Here is a 24905-nt window from a genome sequence, read left to right as displayed (position 1 = left end):
GATGAAGATATACGTCACCGGATTGGGAGTTGTTTCGGGCATCGGTATCGGAGTTTCCGAAAATATAGAAGCGTTGAGACAAAGAAAGCATGGCATCGGAAAAGTAACTCTTTTTCCGACTGCTCTCGATGTGCCCGTATCCGAAGTGAAACGTAGCAATGAGGAACTAAAGCAACTGATCTCTTTACCTCCGCAACGCACTGTATCACGTACGGCCTTGTTGGGAATGATAGCAGCCAAAGAAGCAATGAAAGATGCGGGACTCACACCACCATTACGTATCGGTTTTATTTCCGCCACTTCCGTTGGCGGCATGGATTTGAGCGAGCACTTCTATGAATCTTTCAAGAAAAACCCGGGACAGGGACGGTTACGGGAAGTAATTTCACACGACTGCGGAGCCAGTACAGAATTGATTGCTTCGTATTTGGGTATCAATGATTTTATAACCACCATCAGTACAGCCTGCTCGTCAGCAGCCAATGCCATCATGCTGGGAGCAAGAATGATTAAACACGGGCTACTGGATGCTGCTATCGTGGGAGGTACGGATGCACTTTGCCGGTTTACGCTCAATGGATTCAACTCCCTGATGATTTTGGACAAAACACATTGCCGTCCCTTTGACCGCTCACGTACCGGATTAAATCTGGGAGAAGGTGCCGGTTACTTAGTGCTTCAATCGGAAAGTTCACTCCAAAGAACTCCTTATTGCGAACTTAGCGGTTACGCCAATACGAATGAGGCTTATCATCAAACAGGAAGTTCTCCTGAAGGGGACGGTGCCTTTCTGTCAATGAGTAAAGCTATCGCTTCCAGTGGTATTTCCCTTGAAGAAATCGATTATATCAATGTACATGGAACAGGTACTCCCGGCAATGATGCGTCAGAAGGCATGGCGCTCCGAAGAATCTTTGGAGAACACGTTCCGCCATTTAGTTCGGTAAAAGCTTTTATCGGACATACCTTAGGAGCTTCCGAAGGAATTGAAGCTGTTTACTCCGTTCTTTCAATAGATAAAGGGCTGATTTATCCCAACCTGAACTTTACGGATGCGATGCCGGAAACAGGACTGATACCGGAAACCTCTTTTCAAGAAGGAATCCCCATCCGACATGTGTTATCCAACTCTTTCGGTTTCGGAGGAAACGATTCATCGCTCCTCTTTTCCGCAACGAATTTTCCAGCATAAACGCACCTTTAAGTATTTAAGCCTATGCAGCCAGTTTATATTCAACGCATCGCTTCCATTCATCCGCCAAAGGATCATTCATCAGGAAATAATCGCCCTTATCTTCAGGCTTGCGAACCCGATTATAAGGATATTATCACCAATGCGACCTTGCGCAGACGCATGAGCCGTATCGTAAAAATGGGGGTGGCTTGCGGATTGGAATGTATGGGTGAACTATCTCCTGAAAAGATACAAGGAATCATCACAGCAACAGGATTGGGCTGCTTGACAGATACGGAAAAATTCCTGAACAACCTATTGGATAATGAAGAGCGGATGCTGAATCCTACTCCTTTTATCCAGTCGACATTCAATACAATCGGTGCACAAATAGCTCTGATTCATCAAATACATGCCTACAACATGACTTATGTCCACCGTGGTCTTAGTTTTGAAAGTGCTTTATTGGACGCTATGATGAAAATAGGAGAAGGAAGCGAGAATATACTTGTGGGAGCCATCGATGAAATGACAGAAACCAGTTACACGATTCAGCAACGGCTGGGAGTGCTGAAAGGGATAGCAGCAGGAGAAGGTGCTCAATTCTTCCTGTTAAGTCGGGAAGCCGGAGAGCATCCGTTGGCTGAAATACAGGGAATCGAAACTTTCATAGGGAAACAGACTACAGAAGAAATCAGCTCCCGAATCATCCGTTTTTTGCAACGAAATGGTTTAGAATGTCAGGATATTCAGTGGTTGGTTACCGGGAAAAACAAGAAGCCACACAATCAAGATGACTCTCACGAGCAAACTGTTGACAATGGCAACTCTATTTATGAAGAGCTTGAAACAAACCTTTTCCCGGAAAGTGTTCATCTTAGTTTTAAGAATGAATGTGGTGAATATCCTACCGCAACATCGTATGCGGTATGGAAAGCAGTGAACGAATCGGCCAACTGCACTACCTCGACCCATATATTGATTTATAATCATCACCACTCCATCAATCATTCATTGATTCTAATCCGGAAAAGCGTATGATAATCGTTTGCCTCCTTCTTTGCTTGCTCTTGCTCCTGTCTTTTCTCGTTTATGCCTCTTATAGCATTCAATCGGGAATTTACCTCCGGTCATTTTGCAAAAAGCATACTGCGGAAAAGATTGTCGCCCTGACTTTTGATGACGGCCCCGACTCCCTACAGACTCCCAAAGTTCTGCAGGTACTAAAAGAATATCAGGTAACCGCCTGTTTCTTCTGTATCGGTCATAAGGTAAAAGGGAATGAAGCAATCTTGCAAAAAATGGTGGCAGAAGGTCATCTGATTGGAAATCATTCGCATACCCATTCCGGTTTATTCCCGCTATACGGGCTCTCCAAGATGAAAAAAGACTTGCAAACTTGTCAGTGTGAACTAGAACGAGTAACTTCGCAGCCGGTTAGTTTGTTTCGTCCGCCGTTCGGTGTCACTAATCCAACGATTGCGAAAGCCGTTCGACAGTTAGGATATACCCCTATAGGATGGAGCATCCGTACACTGGATACACAACAAGCACCGGATAAAGTCCTTGCCAGGATTCGGAAACATCTTGAACCGGGAGCCATTATTCTGTTGCACGACCGGATGCCTGACAGCGACCAGCTAGTGAAACAAATCTTGGATTTGCTGAAAGAACAAGGATATACCGTTGTCCGTCCGGACAAACTATTGGCATAAAATAAAAAAAGGTATGAGAACTTTATTAATATATTTATCGCTTTTCTTCTTGTCAATAGCCTCTATCCATGCCCAGAGCATGAAAAAGATGGCGCAAAAGACAGAGTTTGAAAGCCGCCTGGCAAAGGAGGCGCAAACCGTAGAGTCCATCGAAAGCGATTTCACCCAAGTGAAATATCTCGATGTATTCGATGAGAAGGTTACTTCCAAAGGGAAGTTCTACTACCAGAAGACCCATAAAATCTGCATGGAATATTTCCGCCCGATGGATTATCTCATCGTGATAAACGGCAGTAAGCTCAAAATCGTTTCGGATGGCAAGAAAAGTATCATGAATCTTAGTTCGAACAAAATGATGGCACAGATGCAGGATATGCTGACCGCGTGTATGATAGGCGACCTGTCTAAAATGTCGTCCAACTACCTGCTGGAGTATTTTGAAGACGCACGATACTATCTGGTTAAAATAAAACCGACCAACAAAGCGGTACAAGCCTATATTGCCGGTATAGAAATCTATCTGGACAAGAAAGATATGTCGGTACACAAACTCCGTCTGTCCGAAACAGCCACAAACTATACAGAATACGAATTCTATAATAAAAAGTTCAACTCCCTGAAGAATGAGACGAAGTTTGCGATTCGTTAGTCTGATGGTTCTGCTGTTCTTATGGATACAGATCCAGACTTCCTGCTCTCCACGGATGAGCGGGGAAGGAAGTACTGTGCTCCCCGCTATCGAACTAACACAAGGAGAAAGCTCGCAAAAATACAATATCCAACTGGATTTCATGAAACATCACATGAGCGGTATGCTAATAGTACGCCGTATGCCTGATAACGAAATCCGGATCGTAGCGTCTACTTACTTCGGACTAAGCCTTTTCGATTTTTCTCTACGCAACGATCAGTTTACTGTCAACAGTTGCATTGAACCCATGAAAAAGGAAAAGGTGCTGAAACTTCTGGAGATGGATTTCAGACGTCTGTTCTTAAGTGGGAAAGATATTCGTGTGAAAACGACTAAAGACAGTGCTACTGAAAAAAGAACCAGTGGAAAAGGCTTTGGAAAGTCAGTGGTCTACATCATTGGCAATACTCCGGGCGATCCCGCACAAATAAAAATCAAACATCCGTGGATTCGGTTAACGATCCGTCTGGACAAACTATCTAAAGAGATTTAATATATGCTACTTGATAACTTCTATACCATCCTTTCCTCCGAATCATCGGACTCAACGATCTGGACTATCCAGGTAAAGTTGAATCCCGGGCATCCTGTTTATCAGGGACATTTCCCCGGACATCCGGTAGTTCCGGGAGTTTGCCTGTTACAACTTATCAAGGAATGTGTAGAAGACATTCGCCAGCAAAAATTGCAAGTAACACAAGTGTCTTCCTGCAAGTTTCTTTCGGCTATCAATCCTATAGAAACACCGCATATTTCGGTGGCACTGACTTTTAAAGAGACAGAAGAAGGTACACTTCAGTTGCAAGCGGAAGGGACTATAAAGAAGGAAGCTGTAAAAAAGAGTACTGTGAAAGAGAGCACTGTAGAGGAAAATACCGTAAAGAACGAATGTTTCATCAAACTAAAAGCTGCACTTACCCCGACAGTATGAAGGAACAAATAAGTACAGCCTATTGGCACGAGAAGTTGAAACAATTAGGGATCATCGTTATCATCCCAAGTTACAACAATGGAAAGACACTGGCGGACGTCATAGAAAGTGTACGTTTCTACGCCCCCGATATCCTTGTTGTCAACGACGGTTCTACAGATGAAACTGCCGAAATACTTAGCCGGGAATCTAACTTACATACCATCACCCACCCTGTCAATCAAGGAAAAGGAGTAGCTTTGAGACATGGACTATCCTTTGCCAAAAAGCAAGGATTCCGGTATGCTATCACCATTGATTCTGACGGACAGCATTTCGCTTCGGATATCCCTGCATTGATCGAAGCCATAGAAAAGGAACCGGACACATTATTGGTAGGTGCCCGTAACCTCGCCTCGGACAATATGCCGGGAAAGAATACATTTGCCAATAAGTTTTCCAACTTCTGGTTTACCCTCGAAACAGGTATCAAACTGCAAGATACACAATCCGGCTACCGCCTGTACCCCATCCAACGAATGAATGTGGACAAGTGGTATTACACCGCCAAATACGAGTTTGAGCTGGAAGCACTTGTCTTTGCAGCCTGGGGAGGCATTACCGTTAAAAACATTCCGGTACATGTTTATTATCCGCCACAGGAAGAACGGGTTTCTCATTTCCGACCGTTTCGCGATTTCACCCGTATCAGTATCCTGAACACAGTACTGGTGCTCGTCACTTTCCTTTGGATCATCCCCCGGAACTTTTTCCGTAAACTGACCTGGAAGAACTGCAAGCAGTTTTTCTCGGATCATGTCACCCACTCCCCCGAATCTAATCTGCGGATCACGGCTGCCATCACACTCGGCGTATTCATGGGTATCGTTCCGATGTGGGGATATCAAATGCTAATCACGTTATTTCTGGCACATTTGTTCAGACTGAATAAAGTCATAGCTATTGTAGCAGCCAATATTAGTATCCCTCCGATGATTCCATTTTTGCTGTACGGCAGTTACGTAACCGGCTGTAAAGTGCTGGGAGATCCTGTCAATCTGCATTTAAACGAACTTTCTTTTGAAAATGTAAAATCAGTCATAGAGCAATATTTAATAGGAAGTGTTATCTTTGCAGTCGTATGCAGCATACTGGCAGGAACCATCGCGTTCATTCTGCTCACGGCGTGTAGGAAAAAAAAGATATGACCCAGTTTTTTATCGGACTATATGATTATTTCGAGAGGCACAAGATTCTGTTCTATTTGTCACTCATCAGTTGTGTCCTGTTAATGGGATTCTTTGCACTACAAGTAAGGTTCGAAGAGAACATCACACAATTTTTCCCCGACACTAAAGATTCCCAGAACACAATCAAAGTGTTCGACAATCTCAAGATTAAGGATAAGATTATCATCATGTTATCCTCTGCAGATACCTGCCACCGCGTAGAACCCGACTCCCTGATAGAAGCAGCCGGACAACTGCAACAAAACCTGACAGAAAAAGCCGGAGGAAAACTGATTAAAGGAATTTTCGCACAGGTAGACCAAAGCCTCATCCAAGGAGCCACGGACTTCGTTTATGAACATCTCCCGCTTTTCCTGACAGATACGGACTATCAACGCTTCGATTCCTTACTGACGGATAAAGGGATACAGGCTACCATGCAGAAGAATTATACCAACCTCCTCTCTCCTGCCGGAATTGCATTAAGAAACTATATTCTCCGGGACCCGCTCGGACTGGGAAGCGAAACCCTGAAACATTTGCAAGATTTCCAGTTGGAAGCCAACTACGAGATTTATGACGAACATATCTTCTCCAAAGACGGTTCCACCTTACTTATGTTCATTACCCCGGTATTCAGTACAGGCAGCACCGGAAAGAACGACGAACTGATAAAGATACTCGAAGAAGAGCTCAAGCACGTACAGGAAAAATCTCCTACCATTCGAGCTGAATACTTCGGCGGTCCCTCCGTGGGAGTCTACAACGCCCGTCAGATTAAGAAAGATACCATCCTGACCTCCTCCCTGGCACTGCTTATCATCATTGTATTCATCTCACTCGTTTTTAAACGAAAGAGATCGATACCGTTGATTATTACTCCAGTACTGTTCGGAGGATTATTTGCCCTGTTTCTCATTTTCTTTATCAAAGGAAGTATCTCCGCCATTGCAGTGGGAGCTGGTTCGGCAGTGATGGGTATTGCACTAAGCTATTCCATTCACATGCTGGCACACCAGAACCATGTTTCCACCGTTCAACAACTTATTAAAGAGATAGCCTATCCGCTTACGGTAGGTAGTTTCACCACTATCGGCGCATTTCTGGGATTGATATTCACCAGTTCCGATCTGTTACGCGACTTCGGATTGTTTGCCTCTCTGGCATTGGTGGGCACCACCCTCTTCTGTCTCATTTACCTGCCTCATTTTCTGAAAGGACAGGCAGACGTCAAACAGGGACGCATACTACGCATCATCGAGAAAATAAATGCTTATTCTTACGAAAAGAATAAATGGCTGGTAGGCGGCATCCTCCTCATTACAGTGATCTGTTTGTTTACTTCGCAAAAGGTAGGCTTCAACAACGATATGATGAGTCTCAACTATGAGCCCCGCCATCTCCAACAATCGGAAGAAAAATTACTGCAACTCTTCGACAACGACGAAAAGACCGTGCTTTTTGTCAGTGTGGGCAAAGACATGAATCAGGCTACCGAAATTTATGCAACGACCAATCAGAAGTTATCGGCACTGAAAGAGCAGGGACTCATCAAAGAGTATGCCTCCGCCTCACAGTTTCTGATCTCTCCGCAAGAGCAGCAAAAACGCCTGAAGAAATGGAAAGATTACTGGACGGATGAAAAACAGCAACAAGTCCGTGAACAGTTGGAAACAGTTGCCACCGAATATCGTTTCCGCCCGGGAAGCTTCGAACCTTTTTATCAATGGATGAACCAGCCTTTCGGTGAATATCATTACACCGCGCAAGAAGACGATTTATCCGGCAAGCTATTGAATGAATGGCAAACCTCTGCCGATTCCATCACCATGCTTATCAGCCAGATACGGATCAGCGAACCGAATAAGGAAGCTGTGTACCAGAACTTTAATAAAGACCCGAATGTAGTCATCTTCGACCGTTCCTATTTTGCCAACAAATGGGTATCGGCCATCAATGACGACTTTTACCTGATTCTGTACATCTCTTCTTTCCTCATATTCTTTGCACTATGGTTCTCCTACGGACGTATCGAACTTACCCTGATGAGCTTTCTCCCAATGCTAATCAGCTGGGTAATCATCTTGGGATTGATGGGAATTCTGGGGATTGAGTTCAATATTATCAACATCATCCTGTCCACCTTTATCTTTGGCATTGGAGATGACTTCAGTATCTTCATTATGGACGGGCTACAAAACAAATACCGTACAGGTCAGAAGGTGTTGAATTCCCATAAAACAGCCATCTTCTTCTCCGCCTTCACCACAGTGGTCGGTATGGGAGCACTTGTGTTTGCCAAACACCCGGCTTTGCAATCCATTTCCCTGATTTCCATTCTGGGTATGATAGCAGTGGTACTGGTGGCTTATACCATTCAGCCACTCATTTTCCGGTTCTTCATCGCAGGCCCCGCTTCCAAAGGATTACCGCCTTATACGCTTATCGGATTGATACGTACCGTGTTGCTCTTCCTGCTTTTCTTTATCGGCTGCATCGTCCTCCGTATATTGATTATCCTGCTTTATCCGGTGCCTGTGCGCAAAAGCAGCAAGCAGCGTTTGGTGTGCCGCCTGATACAAATCACCTGCAAAGGAATTTTGCTACTGGCCACCGCCGTCAAAAAAGAACATATCAACAAAGCCAACGAACGCTTCCGGCATCCGGCAATTATCATTGCCAACCACCAGTCGTTCATCGACATTCTGGTATTGCTGTCTCTTTCATCTAAAATCCTGATGGTAACCAACCATTGGGTATGGCACTCTCCTTTCTTCGGAGCCATCATTCGTTATGTCGACTTCTATTATATAGGCGAAGGATACGAGCAATATATGGAACGGATGCGGAAAAAAGTGAAGGAGGGCTACTCCATCGCCATTTTCCCGGAAGGCACACGTACCTATAACGGAAAGATGAAACGTTTCCACAAAGGAGCATTCTATCTGGCAGAAGCATTGAAACTGGATATTCTGCCGATCCTGCTTTACGGTAATAACAAAATCATTGCCAAAGCACAGCCTTTCAATATCCGGAAAGGAATCATCTATACAGAAATACTTCCCCGTATACCACTAGACGATCTGTCTTTCGGAAGTACTTATCAGGAGCGTACCAAACGCATATCCGCTTACATGAAAGAGGTTTATGCCCGTATCTGCCGTGAACAGAACACGACGGACAATCCGGCGTTCTACGAAGCTCTTATCCAGAACTATATCTATAAAGGTCCCGTCGTAGAATGGTATATCCGTATTAAAGTAAAGATGGAAAAGAATTACCGGCTATTCAACCGGTTGATTCCCGTCCAAGGGCAAATCACAGACATCGGTTGCGGCTTCGGCCCGTTATGCTATATGCTGTCTCTGCTTTCCGAGGACCGGGAAATCCTGGGTATTGATTACGATGAAGACAAGATAGCGCTGGCGCAGCACGGATGGTTACGCAACGAGCATCTCCAGTTCAAGCATGGCAATGCATTGGAATATCCCCTGCCGGAAAGTGATGTCTTTATCCTGAACGACATGCTTCACTATATGAGCTACGAACATCAACAAACCCTATTGTTGAAATGTGCCGGTCGCTTGCGTTCACAAGGAATGATTATCATACGCGACGGAAATTCAGCCAACGCTTCCAAGCACCGGTTAACCCGGTTCACGGAATTACTATCCACCCGTATCTTCAACTTCAACCGGACAACCGGAGAGCTGTATTTCACCACTGAAACCCAATTACGGGAAATAGCAGTCGCCTGTGGAATGGCTGTCGAAATCATTCCTAATGACAAATATACATCAAACACCATTTACATATTTAGAAAACCGAACTAGTATGAGCAAATATGACATCATCATTATCGGCAGCGGCCTTGGCGGACTGGAATGCGGAGCGATTCTTAGCAAAGAGGGATTCAACGTATGCGTAGTAGAAAAAAATGCGCAATTCGGCGGATGCTTCCAGACTTACCAACGAAAAGGGCATCTGTTGGATACGGGTATTCATTATGTAGGAAGCCTGGATGAGGGTCAAGTGATGAACCAGTATTTCCGCTATTTCGGTATCATGGACAAGCTGAAAATAAAACGCTTGGACGATGCTGCTTTTGATACGATCTACTATAAAGGAAAAACATACGATTATGCAATGGGATACCCGCAGTTTATTGAAACCATCTGCCGTTCCTTCCCGCATGAGAAAGAAAACTTGAAATGCTATGCCGAACAGCTTCAGGCTGTCGGAAACCTGATTAGCGTAGACCACCTGAAACAAGGCACACTCGCTTTGGAGGGTATGAAATACTTTTGTACCTCTGCCGCCCATCTGATTGCGGATATCACTCCGGACCCCGCCTTACGAAATGTACTGGCAGGTTCAGCTTTACTCTACGGAGGTTTGAAAGATGTCTCCACTTTCTACCAGCATGCCATGATTAATCACTCCTATATTGAAGGCGCCTACCGTTTTGTAGACGGAAGTATGCAAGTCAGTCTGGAGCTAATCAATGTAATCCGGGCAAACGGAGGGACCGTGCTCAATAACAGTGAAGCCACCCGCATCATCGTTGAAAACGAAAAGGTACAAGGGGTTATCATCAATGGAGAAGAGCGACTGGAAAGCGACTTCGTCATCTCCAATATGCATCCCCAACGGACATTGGAGATACTGGATAAAAACCGTAGCATCAAGAATGCCTATATTTCCCGCATCCGTTCGTTGGAAAATACCTACGGCATTTTTACGCTCTACCTGGTAATGAAGAAAAAAAGCACTCCTTATCAGAACCGCAACCTGTATCTGCATGCGAACAATAAAGTGTGGTATGACAAACTGCTCTATCCGGGACGGACCACCAACTGTATGATTTCCATGCAAGCGTCTTCCGAGGACAGTCAATATGCCAGTGTCATTTCCATCCTGACACCTATGTATATAGATGAACTGTCTGCCTGGAAGGACACGACTCCCGAACATCGGGGAGAAGACTACCAATCCTTCAAAAAGGAGAAAGCAGAACAGATTCTCCGCTTCATCCGAGGACATGGCATTGACCTTTCAGAAAACATAGAAGAGATGTATGACACTACTCCATTAAGCTATCGGGACTATACAGGAACAGTGGATGGTTCCGCGTATGGGATCATCAAAGATTATAAATGTCCGCAAATTGGTTTCGTATCTACAAGAAGCCGCTTGGGAAATCTCTTTTTCACCGGGCAAAACCTGAATGTGCATGGTGCATTAGGGGTAACACTAACTGCCATGCTGACTTGTGCGGAGTTTGTAGGACAAGAATATCTGGCTAAAAAAGTAGGAAATGCATAGAATAGTCAAAAAGACACTCCAATACACGGGCTTCCTTTTCCTGTCGCTCATCGTTCTATTGATAGCCGGAATCAGCTATCTCTACTTTTCTGCGGATATGCAAACGCCCAAACATGAGCAAAGCATGACCACAGACAAAGTGATTGATATAGACAGTCTCCACCTCCGGTATTATGGAGATAACTTTCTCCGGCACAGCGACAGCGGCTTATGGGAATTATTTGTGAAAGGGGATGCTTTCCAGAGAGGAGAAGCTATCGGGCAACTGTCTTCCGACCTGCTCCACTATCAAGAGAAAGTGTTCGTGGATCAGATTCGTGAGATTGTTCCTTCAGACAGTTATCTGAAATTCCTCCGGTTCTTCATTGTATTATTCAACCGTAATCTGGGTGAGAACGTCCTCGAAGAATACCGCGACGAGATCTACGGAATCTCGCTATCATGTACGCATGAATACGACTTCATCGGCACTCCTTACGAACGCCAGTTGAATTACCATTCGGCACACGACCTGGGACATGCCATGCAAGATTATATGTTAGTGGGATGCAGTTCGTTCGCCACTTGGGGAACACAAAGTGCAGATTCATCCCTGCTGATCGGACGTAACTTCGATTTCTACGTAGGAGATGCCTTCGCAGAGAACAAGCAGGTGGCTTTTTATGTACCGGAGCAAGGATACAGGTTTGCTTCCGTGGGATGGCCGGGTATGATAGGAGTGTTATCCGGCATGAACGAGACAGGTCTTACCGTGACAATTAATGCTGCCAAATCTGCTGTCCCGACAGGTTCCGCTACCCCCATTTCCATCCTGACCAGAGAGATTCTGCAATATGCAGCCACTATTGATGAAGCCTTTGCCATCGCCCAAAAACGGGAAACATTCGTCTCCGAATCCATATTGATAGGTTCTGCCAAAGACGGCAAGACCGCGATTATCGAGAAATCTCCGGAGAAAACTGTGCTTTTCACCGGAAAAGAAGCCAATCGGCTCATCTGCACCAACCATTACCAATCGGAAGAATTCAGCAAGGACGAACGAAACATGGAAAATATCCGCACTTCCGACAGCCCATACCGTTTTGCACGATTAACGGAACTCATTAATGAGAATCTTCCGATCAATGTCTCCAAAGCCGCCTCTATCCTGCGTGACCACAAAGGCCTGCAAAACACAGACCTGGGACTGGCCAACGAAATGGCCATCAATCAGTTTATTGCCCATCATTCCGTCATCTTCCAACCGGAGAAACGGCTGATGTGGGTATCGACCTCTCCTTGGCAATGTGGGAAATACGTAGCCTATGACCTGAATAAGATATTCAAGGACACGATTGATTGGCAACACGAAATATACAGTTCCGACCTGACCATTCCGGAAGATAAATTCATCGACACACCGGAGTTCCAGCATCTTCTCACGTATAAGAAACTGACTCCGCTTTTATTGAAGAAAATCAGAAAAAAGGAAAAGATAGAAGAATCTGTTTTAAAAACATACCAAGCCTCCAATCCTTCCCTATACTATGTATATGAAGTAATAGGAGATTACTACGAGGGCATGCAGCAACCTCAACAAGCTATTGCATACTGGCAACAGGCATTGAAGAGACCTATTCCCAAGTTGCAAGAGAAAGAACGTATCCAACAGAAAATTCAAAAACAATCCAAAGATGGAAAAGAATCCTGAAATTCAGTTCCGCTCACCGGAAGATATCAAAAGCTATCAGGAAGAACAGTTAGCCAAAGCGTTAGCCTACCTGCAAGCACATTCCAAGTTCTATCAACAGATGTTTGCCGAACATCACATTGATATCAATCAAATAAAGACGATTGAAGACTTGCAACAGATTCCCGTCACTACCAAGACGGACCTGCAACTCCATAACGATGATTTCATCTGCGTAGACAAAGAGAAAATTATCGACTATGTGACGACTTCGGGCACATTGGGAGATCCGGTCACTTTCGTTCTCACCTCTGAAGACCTGGACCGTCTTTCTTACAACGAATACTTATCTTTCACCACCACCGGATGCACCAAGCAAGATATTCTTCAATTGATGACTACCATCGACCGCCGTTTCATGGCAGGCTTGGCATATTATATGGGAGCCCGCGAACTGGGTATGGGAGTGATCCGTGTAGGCAACGGCATCCCGGAACTGCAATGGGACACAATTCGACGGATACATCCGACTTGTGGAATGGTAGTCCCCTCTTTCCTTATCAAACTGATAGAGTTTGCCGAAAAGAATCATATCAGCCATAATACCTGTTCCATGCAGAAGTGCATCTGTATCGGAGAAGCATTGCGCAATCAGGAATTCCAGTTGAATACGCTCGGACAGAAAATACACGATAAATGGCCTGCCTTGCAGTTGTATTCCACTTATGCCTCCACCGAAATGCAGTCGTCCTTTACCGAGTGTAATGAATTCCACGGAGGGCATTTGCAACCGGAACTTATCATTGTAGAGTTTCTGGATGATAACAATCGTCCTGTGGAAGAGGGAGAAGCAGGGGAAGTGACGATCACGACGCTCGGAGTCAAAGGTATGCCGTTGCTCCGTTTCAAAACAGGTGATATTTGTTACCACCACACCGATCCCTGTGGTTGCGGGAGAAATACCATCCGCCTAAGCTCCATCCTCGGCCGGAAAGGACAAATGATTAAATACAAAGGAACGACGTTGTATCCGCCTGCATTATTCGACATTCTGGATAATATACCTTCGGTAAAAAACTATATCATTGAAGTTTATACCAATGAATTGGGAACGGATGAGATTCTGATTCGTATCGGAAGCGAGAACCGTAGCGAAGCCTTTGCCAAAGAGATTAAAGATCTGTTCCGTTCGAAAGTCAGAGTGGCGCCAAGCATCAATTTTGAATCGGCAGAGTACATAGCCAAGATACAAATGCCTCCAATGAGTCGAAAAACGATAAAATTCATTGATTTACGATAATTATTTTCTACTTTTGGAAGTTAGTAACCAACTATATCACTTTAACATTAACGTATATGAAAAAACTTATTCTATTCTTATTCTTGAGCACGAGCCTGTTCTGTTTCGGACAAGGCAAGAGTGCATTGAAAGACATTCAGTCTATTAAGTTCTATGGGGTAGACTACTCCCAAGTAAAAATTTTCGGTGCAGATGAATCACCGGCACAATTCAAAGATGCTTTCAGACGTATCAATGAACTGTTCATCACAGAAGCTAAGAAGTATAACGTAGGAAAACAATTGAAAAAAGAAGTGACAGAGATTTCACTGGATGCCGTTAATCAGGTGAACGAAAACATCGACCTGACCGAGCTAATGACTGCTAAAAGAGAATATACTCTTAGTAAAGAGCAAATCAAAGCAGCCATCAACGCATTGCCTATCCAGAAAACACCCGGAGTAGGTATGGTGTTTATCGCACAGTTCCTGGACAAATCAAACAATAGAGGTACGTATGAAGTCGTATTCTTCAATACCGAAACAAAGGAAATCATTGAAGAATGGATTACCGACGGCAAGGCACGTGGTTTCGGATTGCGCAACTATTGGGCAGGCTCTATCTATAGCGCACTCAAGAAACTATAAACAATAAAAATACAAGTATGAGAAAACTACTATTAGTACTGACCTTATTATTAAGTATCAGTACGTATGTCGCAGCACAGAATTACACAGAAGTAGTGTATTTAAAGAATGGCAGCATTATTAAAGGAGTAATCATTGAACAAGTGCCCAATGTCTCTTTAAAAATCAAAACAGGTGATGGCAGCCTCATCATCTGTCAGATGAGTGATGTGACTAAAATCACAAAAGAAGAGCGGTACACAAGAGGTTATCGTAAGGATACCAACGACCGCAAAGCCGCAAGAAATACATTAAAAGGCTATAAGGGTTTCGTAGACTTTGCATATATTGGCGATGTGAGCGACTACAATGCCTCTAAAATTGAATTATCAACCACACATGGTTATCAATTCAACAATTATTTCTTTGTAGGTGGTGGCGTTGCTTTCAACTACTATACCGATGCAGATCTTTATGCAGCCCCCATCTATGCTAACTTCAGAGCTAACTTCATCAACAAAAAAGTGACTCCGTTCGCCGACGTAAAAGCCGGATATGCTGTAGGAGACATAGAAGGAGCGTATGCTTCAATAGGAGTAGGAGTACGTTTTTCTTTAAAAGGGAAAAAGGCCTTGAATTTAGCTTTGATGTATAACTTCCAAGATTATGACGCCACAACAGATTATAGTTACAGCTATGGAGGGCATTATTATCATAACAGTTGGAATGATACATGGGAGTTACATGGAGTAGGAGCTAGATTCGGATTTGAATTCTAAGCCTGTTTGCAATACAGATAAATTTCTTACCCTACTATTGCTTTTCACTAATTAATTTTGTATCTTTAGTAATTTTCATCCTTTTGAGGATAGCTAGTCACCTTATAGAATGATAAATGTCACCCTATAAGGTGACATTCGTCTTTTTATAAAGTGCCCATTGTCCCGTTACAACAGGACGACCACCCGACTGCATAAAAAGTCACTAGTTTCTGCACTGAAAAGTCTTAATCTATGCACTGAAAGACCTTAAATACAATGAAGAATAATGGAAACGTTATTGATGCGTTATATAAAGAATATTAGGAACTTTCCGTTCTCCGGCATGGTCAAACCGCCCATTGTCACAAGGATAATTAACGACTCCATTATCCGATGCACCGGACAACCAAAGAGTAGTAGATCCACCTCCATCCAAATTTAATGCATCCTCACCTCCTAAAACCCGGATCAGATGTGCCAATTCCGGAATATTCACTCCTCCTGCTTGTTCAGGAAAACGCCCGTCTACCGTTATCAACAGGACTTTTCCATCCTTAGTAGTAGCAACAGCACTACGAGGGTGCTTCGTCCGGATAAAATTCGGTTCACACGAGTTCCAATCACAAACCTGTCCGTCTTTCAACATTAACGGACCGGAAGCTAGTATCGTACCTGCTTTGCCTTTATAATTCTTTTCTATCTGTTTGTTCCAAGGAATTAATTTCATTCCCCTTTTGCGCACACTAATGGCTCCTGTGACACGCTGTTTAAACTCACTCTGCAGCGTTGTATCAATAACTTGGCGATCCGTCTTCAGGAAACAGACCGAGTTTCCCCGTTTCATGTCAAAATAGGAGCCATTAATGGCTGCAATGGCGTTATATTCAGAAGCAATCTTACTTGTTTCTTTCATTTTATCCGAAACGGCAACATCAACTTTCAAGCCCGCACCGGGATCAACTTCTATCAGACTAACAGACTGGGGTCCCTGATACAATCGGGGGATAGAAGCATACTTATAAATGAGTCCTTTTTGAGGACTTTCCACCTTCCATTGGGCAGATACGATTGCCAAAGAATCGGATGCGGTTTGCCCTTTCAATGTTCCGATAGAACATAAAATCAAGATAGCAATTAACAAGTTTCTTTTTATCATAGATAGAGAAATGAATCATTTAGGCCGCTAAAGCTAGTTAATAATCGCCATTCATCCAAAAATCCCTGTAACTTTCCGCTCGCTCCATTTTCTCTACCTCCCTTTTTTACTATCCAGATAATCCATATCTTCTGACTGCATCTAATTCAGAGTGAGCAACAGAGCTTTAAGTCAACTTTTAATAGCTTCTTATTTTTGATATTGCAGAGTTTTTCCTATCTTTGTTTTCGGAAGGTAATACAAATGAAGAAAGGAGAACCATGATGTCTCGCATAGAGAAAAACAAATTGAATTTTACTGTAGCTTTAATCGCAGAGTTCGCAGCGACTTATCAAATCAAGCAAAAACAGGCATTCAACTATTTGAATCGTTTTAAAGGCCTTGTTTTTTTACAAAAACACTATGAAGTAATGCACACACAATCTTTCGAAGATTCTATTGAAGCTTTATCAATGGTATGCCGTAGAAATGGAGGACAACTGTAATGAAGCTATACCATGGTTCAAATATGGAAATAGACAAGCCGGACCTATCTCGTTCAAAGCCCTTCAAAGACTTTGGCCAAGGATTTTATCTTTCTCCCGGTTATGAACAGGCACATGCCTTAGCCAAACAAAAAACCGATCAATTACAATCCGGAGAGCCATGTGTGACCATCTTCGAACTGGAAGATCAAATAATAAAGACTTCAGATCTGCAAATAAAAATATTCGATGATTACTGTGAAGAATGGGCACAGTTCGTTTTACTCAACCGCGACCGTAGCCATACACATCCTGCACACACTTACGATATAGTCATTGGTCCTATTGCCGACGACGGAGTAACCTATCAGTTACGTCGTTACAGCATGGGAGACATTTCAATGAGCAGATTGATTGAAGAACTAAAATATGCCAAAGGGTTGACCATACAATATTACTTCGGCACTGAACATGCCCTTTCATACCTAAAGAAACTATGAAGCTGACGAATACACAAATAGAATGTATGATTGAAGATTTAAGTAGTGAAATCATACGGATACTCATGGAGGAATGGCAGTATAATATGACGCAAGCAATGGAAGTCTACTACAATTCCGACACCTTTGAGCGTTTGAGTGATCCGACTACGGGACTTTATTACCAAAGTGCCGGTTACGTGTACGACTTTCTAAAAAAAGAACTGACCACAGGACAAGTTAGTTAGAATAGAGTTTCACACTTGCTTGTCAGCATCCCATATCTTTCACAAGTAAAAAAGCTACCTTTATCAAACCTCTGTTTTCTACAGCCTTGAAATATTTTCGTCTTATCTACTATACACTTCCGCTTTTTTTCGTACTTTTACCCCTTGTTGGAAAGAAGTGCCTTTTCAACCCTTGAGAACAGAAAAAGAAAAAACAATATATAAAATGAATCACAAATGGAATTATCGACCCATTACACCCGAACAGGCAGAGACAAGCCAGACATTGGCCCAGGAACTAGGGATTAGCCCGATACTTGGACAACTTTTGGTGCAGCGGGGAATTACAAAGGCAGCAGATGCCAAGAAGTTTTTCCGCCCGCAATTGCCCGACCTGCATGATCCGTTCCTGATGAAGGATATGGATATTGCAGTGGAACGTCTGAACAGGGCGATGGGAAAGAAAGAACGTATTCTAATTTATGGAGATTATGACGTAGACGGTACTACTGCCGTAGCATTGGTCTACAAGTTTATTCAACAGTTCTATTCGAACCTTGATTATTACATACCCGACCGATACAATGAAGGGTATGGCATTTCTAAAAAAGGAGTGGACTATGCCGCAGAAACCGGTGTAGGACTGATTATTGTACTCGATTGTGGAATTAAAGCAGTAGAAGAAATCACTTATGCCAAAGAGAAAGGGATTGATTTCATCATCTGCGATCATCATGTACCGGATGATGTGCTTCCGCCTGCCGTAGCTATTCTGAATGCCAAACGCCTGGACAATACGTATCCGTACACTCACCTTTCCGGTTGTGGAGTCGGTTTCAAGTTTATGCAGGCATTCGCTATCAGTAACGGTATCGAGTTCCACCACCTGATTCCTTTGCTGGATATTGTAGCTGTGAGTATTGCATCGGACATCGTTCCGATTATGGGTGAAAACCGTATCCTCGCCTACCACGGTCTGAAGCAACTGAACAGTAATCCAAGCATCGGCATGAAGGCCATTATCGACGTATGCGGACTTTCTGAAAAGGAAATCACCGTCAGCGATATTGTGTTTAAAATCGGACCGCGCATCAATGCGTCGGGTCGTATCCAGAACGGAAAAGAAGCCGTAGACCTGCTGACGGAAAAAGATTTCTCGGTAGCACTTGAGAAAGCCGGACAAATCAACCAGTACAACGAAACCCGGAAAGACCTCGACAAGAGTATGACGGAAGAGGCAAACAACATCGTTGCCAATCTGGAAGGATTAGCGGATCGCCGCTCCATCGTGCTCTACAACGAAGAATGGCACAAAGGCGTGATCGGCATCGTAGCTTCCCGTCTGACAGAAGTGTACTACCGCCCTGCCGTGGTACTGACCCGGACGGATGATATGGCAACAGGTTCCGCACGTTCAGTTTCCGGCTTCGATGTATATAAAGCAATCGAGCATTGCCGCGACCTGCTGGAAAACTTCGGGGGACATACATACGCCGCCGGACTGTCGATGAAAGTGGAAAACGTGAATGCCTTTACCAAACGGTTCGAAGAATACGTTTCACAGCATATCTTGCCGGAACAAACCAGTGCTGTGATCGAAATTGATGCTGAAATTGATTTCAGGGATATTTCGTCAAAGTTCTTCAACGACCTGAAAAAGTTTAATCCTTTCGGTCCTGATAACACGAAACCTATTTTCTGCACTCACCATGTTTATGATTACGGAACAAGTAAAGTGGTGGGACGCGATCAGGAACATATCAAACTCGAACTGGTCGATAATAAATCGAATAATGTAATGAACGGTATCGCGTTCGGACAGAGCTCACACGTACGTTATATCAAAACGAAACGCTCGTTCGACATCTGTTACACCATTGAAGAAAACACGCACAAGCGTGGTGAAGTACAACTTCAAATCGAGGATATAAAGCCGATTGAATAAGTATCAGGAGATATTAAAACAATATTGGGGATATGACTCCTTCCGCGACTTGCAGGAGGAGATCATCACCAGTATCGGCGAAGGCAAAGATACACTGGGACTTATGCCGACCGGAGGCGGTAAGTCCATCACTTTTCAAGTGCCTGCTCTCGCCCAGGAAGGGATTTGCATTGTCATTACTCCTCTCATCGCCCTGATGAAAGATCAGGTGCAAAACCTGCGTAAACGCGGCATCAAGGCGCTTGCCGTCTATTCAGGCATGACACGGCAGGAGATTCTCACTGCTCTTGAAAATTGCATCTTCGGTAATTATAAATTCCTCTATATTTCTCCGGAACGTCTGGACACGGACATATTCCGTACCAAACTGCGATTAATGAAAGTCTCCATGATTACGGTCGACGAAAGTCACTGTATCTCACAATGGGGATATGACTTCCGCCCTGCTTACCTGAAAATTGCCGAAATACGGACATTGCTACCGGGAATTCCGGTACTGGCACTTACAGCCACCGCCACTCCGGAAGTAGTGAAGGATATTCAAGCCCGTTTGGAGTTCCGTGAAGAGAATGTTTTCCGCATGAGTTTCGAACGGAAAAACCTGGCATATATCGTCCGGCAAACGGATAACAAAACTCAAGAGCTGTTGCATATCTTACGAAAGATACCCGGCAGTGCCATTATCTATGTCCGCAACAGACGACGCACCAAAGAAATCACCGAGTTACTGGTAAACGAAGATATTACCGCCGACTTCTATCACGCCGGACTGGATAATGCCGTAAAAGACCTCCGGCAAAAACGCTGGCAAAGCGGAGAAGTTCGTGTAATGGTAGCGACAAACGCCTTTGGAATGGGGATTGATAAACCCGACGTGCGCATCGTATTGCATCTCGATCTCCCCGACTCTCTCGAAGCTTACTTCCAGGAGGCCGGTCGTGCAGGAAGAGACGGTGAAAAAGCGTATGCTGTGATCTTATACACCAAAACGGACAGAACGACGCTGCACAGGCGCGTTGTGGATACTTTTCCCGACAAAGAGTATATTCTCAATGTCTACGAACATCTGCAGTATTACTATCAGATGGCAATGGGCGACGGTTTCCAATGTGTCCGCGAATTTAATCTGGAAGAGTTTTGCCGGAAGTTCAAATACTTCCCGGTTCCGGTGGACAGTGCACTGAAAATACTGACTCAAGCCGGTTATCTGGAATATACGGACGAACAGGATAATGCCTCCCGTATTCTTTTCACGATTCGCCGGGACGAACTATACAAATTGCGGGAAATGGGAACGGAAGCCGAAGTACTGATACAGACGATTCTCCGCTCTTACACCGGAGTATTCACCGACTATGCCTATATCAGCGAAGCAACCCTGTCCATACGTACCGGACTGACCCGTGAACAAATTTACAATATACTGGTCACGCTTACCAAACGTCGCATCGTGGATTACATCCCGCACAAAAAGACACCTTATATTATATACACCCGCGAACGGCAGGAACTTCGTTTTGTGCATATTCCTCCTTCCGTCTACGAAGAACGCAAAGCCCGGTATGAAGCCCGCATCAAAGCGATGGAAGAGTATGTCACTTCGGAGAATGTGTGCCGGAGCCGGATGCTGCTCCGTTACTTCGGAGAGAAGAACGAGCACAACTGCGGACAATGCGATGTTTGTCTTAGTCACCGTGCAACTGGTGCCCTGACCGAGAATTCTTTCGATTTCGAGGAACTGAAAAAGAAAATATCAGAATTACTTACCCAGAAACCGCTGACACCGGTAGAAATAGCCGATAAGATAGAAGCGGAGAAAGAGAGCATCAGCGAAGTCATCCAATATTTATTGGAGGAAGGTGAATGGAAGATGCAGGATGGAATGATACATATTTCAAAATAAGTTACTACCTTTGCAAGGTAACTCAAAAATAACACACCATGCCGAACTTTTTTAAATCTTTCTTCTCCGGTAAGTCGGAAACTCCGGAAAGTGAAAAACAGAAAAACGATCAGAAAAATTTCGAGATCTTCAAATACGACGGTTTACGTGCGCAACGCATGGGACGTCCGGATTATGCAGTAAAATGTTTTATTGAAGCTCTTGCCATCAAGGAAGAGTTTGAAACAATGGGCTATCTTAGCCAACTCTATATCCAGATGGGGGAAACGGCAAAGGCCCGCGAATTATTGGAAAAGATGGCTGCTATGGAACCTGATGTCACAAGTACTTTCCTGACACTGGCCAATGTATGCTTCATCCAAGAAGATTATCAGGCAATGGAAGAAGCTGCCAATAAAGCGATTGCCATCGAAGAAGGAAATGTCGTGGCTCATTATCTGTTAGGGAAGGCCCGCAAGGGACAGGATGACGACCTGATGACTATTGCCCATCTCACCAAAGCAATCACTTTGAAAGATGATTTCATTGAAGCTCGCCTATTACGTGCGGAAGCATTGATGAACCTGAAACAGTATAAAGATATGATGGAAGATATAGATGCTGTGCTCGCCCAGAATCCGGAAGAAGAGACAGCCATGCTCCTGCGCGGAAAAGTGAAAGAAGCAGACGGCAAGGACGAAGAGGCAGAAGAGGACTACAAACTGGTGACGGAAATAAACCCGTTCAACGAACAGGCATACCTTTATTTAGGGCAACTTTATATCAACCAGAAAAAACTGACGGAAGCTATCGGCCTGTTTGATGAAGCCATCGAGCTGAATCCGAACTTTGCGGAAGCCTACAAAGAACGCGGACGTGCTAAATTACTGAATGGTGATAAGGACGGTTCGGTAGAGGACATGAAGAAATCTCTGGAATTGAATCCGAAAGAGGAAGCTGGTCTGAACGGAGAATTCAAGAACCTGGGACCAAAGCCTGAAGCACTTCCCGGCATCTTTTAAGTATCCTTTTCATCTATTTTAGGCAAGAAAACAAAAAAAGTATCGTTTTTTGTTTGCATCTAACAGAAAATTATTACTTTTGCCCCAGAATTAAAAAACAAAGCAAAAAAGATAGATTCTAATGAAATCATTTACTTATGCATATTACTTCTTTTTTTACTTTTACTTTAGCAACAAAGTAGAGCGGGAGTTTGTATGTATCAAGTGACAGTGATGCTTAAGGACTGAATAGAGAAATCAATCATATGAATCCCGCTCCAATATGGATGCGGGATTTTTTTATATAATACATTTAGAACAATGAAAAAGATAGCAATTCAAGGAACACTCGGCTCATATCATGATATCGCCGCACACAAGTACTTCGAGGGAGAAGAAATAGAGTTAATCTGTTGTGCCAACTTCGAAGATGTGTTTACTTCGATACGGAAAGACAGCCAGGTTATCGGAATGCTAGCCATCGAGAATACGATTGCGGGAAGTTTGTTGCACAACAATGAATTGTTGAGACAAAGCGGCACACAGATTATCGGTGAATACAAACTGCGCATCTCGCACAGTTTTGTCTGTCTCCCCGATGAGAACTGGGAAGATCTGACAGAAGTCAACTCCCACCCTATCGCCCTGATGCAGTGTCGCGAATTTCTGAATCAACATCCGCAGTTGAAAGTGGTGGAAGGTGAAGATACGGCCCGCAGCGCAGAAATCATCAAGAATGAAAATCTGAAAGGACACGCTGCCATCTGCTCCAAAGCAGCAGCTGAACGTTACGGTATGAAAGTCCTTCAGGAAGGTATTGAAACAAACAAGCACAACTTCACCCGTTTTCTGGTTGTTGCCGATCCCTGGCAAGTAGACGAACTCCGTCAACATCATGCCAATGCAACCAACAAGGCAAGTATCGTATTCACTCTTCCACATACGGAAGGCAGCCTGTCACAGGTTTTATCCATTCTATCGTTCTATAATATCAATCTGACAAAAATTCAATCGTTGCCTATCATCGGACGGGAATGGGAATACCAGTTTTACGTAGATGTAGCTTTCAACGATTATCTAAGATACAAGCAGTCTATTGCTGCAATCACTCCATTAACCAAAGAACTTAAATTATTAGGCGAATATGCAGAAGGAAAGTCAAACGTATAAAATCGCTCCTGCCGACAGATTGGTAAGTGTTAGCGAATACTACTTCTCAAAGAAGCTAAAAGAGGTAGCACAGATGAATGCAGAGGGAAAGGATGTTATCAGCCTCGGTATCGGAAGCCCTGATATGCCTCCCTCAAGGGAAACCATCGAAACATTGTGCAACAATGCTCATGATCCCAACGGACACGGTTACCAACCGTATGTAGGTATCCCCGAACTGCGCAAAGGCTTTGCTGCCTGGTATCAACGCTGGTATGGAGTGGAACTGAATCCGAATACGGAGATACAGCCTTTAATCGGCTCTAAAGAAGGAATTCTCCATGTTACGCTGGCATTCGTCAATCCGGGTGAGCAGGTGCTAGTCCCGAATCCGGGATACCCTACCTATACTTCTTTGAGTAAAATACTCGGAGCGGAAGTTATCAACTACGACCTGAAAGAAGAGGATGGCTGGATGCCTGACTTCGAGGCACTGGAAAAAATGGATCTTAGCCGTGTAAAACTGATGTGGACCAATTATCCCAACATGCCGACGGGAGCCAATGCAACTCCGGAAATCTATGAACGTCTCGTTGACTTTGCCCGTCGTAAGAATATCGTAATTGTGAATGATAATCCGTACAGCTTTATCCTGAACGATAAGCCTATCAGTATCCTAAGTGTACCGGGAGCCAAAGACTGTTGCATCGAGTTTAACTCTATGAGCAAGAGCCACAATATGCCCGGCTGGCGTATCGGCATGCTGGCGTCAAACGCGGAATTCGTGCAATGGATACTGAAAGTGAAAAGTAATATCGACAGTGGTATGTTCCGTGCTATGCAACTGGCTGCAGCAACTGCTCTTGAAGCCGAAGCGGACTGGTATGAAGGCAATAACGAGAATTACCGCAACCGTCGTCACCTCGCCGGTGAGATTATGAAAACATTGGGATGCACCTACGACGAAAAACAAGTAGGAATGTTCCTTTGGGGAAAGATTCCCGCTTCCTGCAAAGATGTAGAGGAACTGACAGAAAAGGTGCTGCATGAAGCAAGAGTGTTTATCACTCCGGGATTTATCTTCGGCAGTAACGGAGCAAGGTATATCCGTATCTCACTTTGTTGCAAGGACAATAAGCTGGCAGAAGCTCTGGAAAGAATTAAAAGAATCTAACCTCTCCCAAAGAGAGAACGACAGTAGAATGAGACAGAACAATTTCAAT

Annotated in this window: 22 protein-coding genes; 21 read left to right on the top strand and 1 reads right to left on the bottom strand. The window is 44.0% G+C overall.

What is annotated here, in order from left to right:
• Window position 1: 1 nt before the first annotated feature.
• The 13 genes from HMPREF9010_RS06040 to HMPREF9010_RS06100 are packed head-to-tail and all read left to right on the top strand — an operon-like array spanning window position 2 to window position 15397.
• Window positions 2-1192, top strand: a complete 1191-nt coding sequence (locus HMPREF9010_RS06040; protein ID WP_008650514.1) for a beta-ketoacyl-[acyl-carrier-protein] synthase family protein — start codon at window positions 2-4, stop codon at window positions 1190-1192.
• Between the two features lie 24 nt (window positions 1193-1216).
• Window positions 1217-2215, top strand: coding sequence for a beta-ketoacyl synthase chain length factor (locus tag HMPREF9010_RS06045; protein ID WP_008650512.1), 999 nt, complete (start codon window positions 1217-1219; stop codon window positions 2213-2215).
• Entirely contained in the window at window positions 2212-2889 is a 678-nt protein-coding gene (locus HMPREF9010_RS06050; RefSeq protein ID WP_004297286.1) for a polysaccharide deacetylase family protein, read from the top strand. Before HMPREF9010_RS06045 ends, HMPREF9010_RS06050 begins: the two co-directional genes overlap by 4 nt.
• A gap of 13 nt (window positions 2890-2902) precedes the next feature.
• Window positions 2903-3538, top strand: a complete 636-nt coding sequence (locus HMPREF9010_RS06055) for a LolA family protein (protein ID WP_004323602.1) — start codon at window positions 2903-2905, stop codon at window positions 3536-3538.
• Entirely contained in the window at window positions 3513-4073 is a 561-nt protein-coding gene (locus HMPREF9010_RS06060) for a hypothetical protein (protein WP_004305461.1), read from the top strand. Before HMPREF9010_RS06055 ends, HMPREF9010_RS06060 begins: the two co-directional genes overlap by 26 nt.
• A gap of 3 nt (window positions 4074-4076) precedes the next feature.
• Entirely contained in the window at window positions 4077-4511 is a 435-nt protein-coding gene (locus HMPREF9010_RS06065; RefSeq protein ID WP_004311046.1) for a 3-hydroxylacyl-ACP dehydratase, read from the top strand.
• Window positions 4508-5698, top strand: coding sequence for a DUF2062 domain-containing protein (locus HMPREF9010_RS06070; RefSeq protein WP_008650511.1), 1191 nt, complete (start codon window positions 4508-4510; stop codon window positions 5696-5698). The genes HMPREF9010_RS06065 and HMPREF9010_RS06070 overlap by 4 nt, the downstream gene beginning before the upstream one ends.
• A complete protein-coding gene (locus tag HMPREF9010_RS06075; protein WP_008650508.1) occupies window positions 5695-9552 on the top strand; it encodes a trifunctional MMPL family transporter/lysophospholipid acyltransferase/class I SAM-dependent methyltransferase in 3858 nt (1285 codons plus the stop codon). The genes HMPREF9010_RS06070 and HMPREF9010_RS06075 overlap by 4 nt, the downstream gene beginning before the upstream one ends.
• 1 nt (window position 9553) lies before the next feature.
• Window positions 9554-11044 carry a phytoene desaturase family protein gene (locus HMPREF9010_RS06080; RefSeq protein ID WP_032852873.1) on the top strand — a complete coding sequence of 497 codons (1491 nt, stop codon included), beginning with the start codon at window positions 9554-9556 and terminating at the stop codon, window positions 11042-11044.
• Window positions 11037-12734 (top strand): C45 family autoproteolytic acyltransferase/hydolase, encoded by a 1698-nt coding sequence (locus HMPREF9010_RS06085; protein ID WP_008650502.1) that lies wholly within the window; start codon window positions 11037-11039, stop codon window positions 12732-12734. The genes HMPREF9010_RS06080 and HMPREF9010_RS06085 overlap by 8 nt, the downstream gene beginning before the upstream one ends.
• Window positions 12718-14013, top strand: coding sequence for a phenylacetate--CoA ligase family protein (locus HMPREF9010_RS06090; protein ID WP_008650500.1), 1296 nt, complete (start codon window positions 12718-12720; stop codon window positions 14011-14013). Before HMPREF9010_RS06085 ends, HMPREF9010_RS06090 begins: the two co-directional genes overlap by 17 nt.
• A gap of 56 nt (window positions 14014-14069) precedes the next feature.
• Window positions 14070-14639 (top strand): hypothetical protein, encoded by a 570-nt coding sequence (locus HMPREF9010_RS06095; RefSeq protein WP_004311052.1) that lies wholly within the window; start codon window positions 14070-14072, stop codon window positions 14637-14639.
• A 17-nt stretch (window positions 14640-14656) separates the two neighbouring features.
• A complete protein-coding gene (locus tag HMPREF9010_RS06100; protein WP_008650498.1) occupies window positions 14657-15397 on the top strand; it encodes a hypothetical protein in 741 nt (246 codons plus the stop codon).
• Window positions 15398-15674: 277 nt separating this feature from the next.
• Here HMPREF9010_RS06100 and HMPREF9010_RS06105 read toward each other — a convergent pair whose 3' ends face one another.
• Window positions 15675-16535 (bottom strand): phosphodiester glycosidase family protein, encoded by an 861-nt coding sequence (locus tag HMPREF9010_RS06105; protein ID WP_008650496.1) that lies wholly within the window; start codon window positions 16533-16535, stop codon window positions 15675-15677.
• 263 nt (window positions 16536-16798) lie between these two features.
• Here HMPREF9010_RS06105 and HMPREF9010_RS06110 point away from each other — a divergent pair, with 263 nt between their 5' ends.
• The 8 genes from HMPREF9010_RS06110 to HMPREF9010_RS06145 all read left to right on the top strand — a co-directional run bounded on the left by HMPREF9010_RS06110 (window position 16799) and on the right by HMPREF9010_RS06145 (window position 24856).
• A complete protein-coding gene (locus tag HMPREF9010_RS06110) occupies window positions 16799-17020 on the top strand; it encodes a DUF3791 domain-containing protein (protein ID WP_004305471.1) in 222 nt (73 codons plus the stop codon).
• Window positions 17020-17499: a DUF3990 domain-containing protein gene (locus HMPREF9010_RS06115; RefSeq protein ID WP_008776722.1), complete on the top strand. Its 480-nt coding sequence runs from the start codon at window positions 17020-17022 to the stop codon at window positions 17497-17499. Before HMPREF9010_RS06110 ends, HMPREF9010_RS06115 begins: the two co-directional genes overlap by 1 nt.
• Window positions 17496-17726, top strand: coding sequence for a hypothetical protein (locus tag HMPREF9010_RS06120; protein WP_008650493.1), 231 nt, complete (start codon window positions 17496-17498; stop codon window positions 17724-17726). The genes HMPREF9010_RS06115 and HMPREF9010_RS06120 overlap by 4 nt, the downstream gene beginning before the upstream one ends.
• Window positions 17727-17931: 205 nt before the next feature.
• Window positions 17932-19650, top strand: coding sequence for a single-stranded-DNA-specific exonuclease RecJ (recJ, locus tag HMPREF9010_RS06125; protein WP_008650492.1), 1719 nt, complete (start codon window positions 17932-17934; stop codon window positions 19648-19650).
• Window positions 19643-21553, top strand: a complete 1911-nt coding sequence (locus HMPREF9010_RS06130) for an ATP-dependent DNA helicase RecQ (RefSeq protein WP_008650491.1) — start codon at window positions 19643-19645, stop codon at window positions 21551-21553. Before recJ ends, HMPREF9010_RS06130 begins: the two co-directional genes overlap by 8 nt.
• Before the next feature lie 38 nt (window positions 21554-21591).
• A complete protein-coding gene (locus tag HMPREF9010_RS06135; RefSeq protein WP_008650490.1) occupies window positions 21592-22554 on the top strand; it encodes a tetratricopeptide repeat protein in 963 nt (320 codons plus the stop codon).
• 300 nt (window positions 22555-22854) lie between these two features.
• Window positions 22855-23703 carry a prephenate dehydratase gene (locus tag HMPREF9010_RS06140; RefSeq protein ID WP_004297266.1) on the top strand — a complete coding sequence of 283 codons (849 nt, stop codon included), beginning with the start codon at window positions 22855-22857 and terminating at the stop codon, window positions 23701-23703.
• On the top strand, window positions 23678-24856 hold the full coding sequence (locus HMPREF9010_RS06145) for a pyridoxal phosphate-dependent aminotransferase (RefSeq protein ID WP_008650489.1): 1179 nt from the start codon (window positions 23678-23680) through the stop codon (window positions 24854-24856). The genes HMPREF9010_RS06140 and HMPREF9010_RS06145 overlap by 26 nt, the downstream gene beginning before the upstream one ends.
• Window positions 24857-24905: the final 49 nt, after the last annotated feature.

It is taken from the genome of Bacteroides sp. 3_1_23 (assembly GCF_000162555.1).
Classification (GTDB): domain Bacteria; phylum Bacteroidota; class Bacteroidia; order Bacteroidales; family Bacteroidaceae; genus Bacteroides; species Bacteroides ovatus.
The sequence above is the reverse complement of the archived record's forward strand: the minus strand, read 5'-3'. Positions and strand labels throughout refer to the sequence as shown.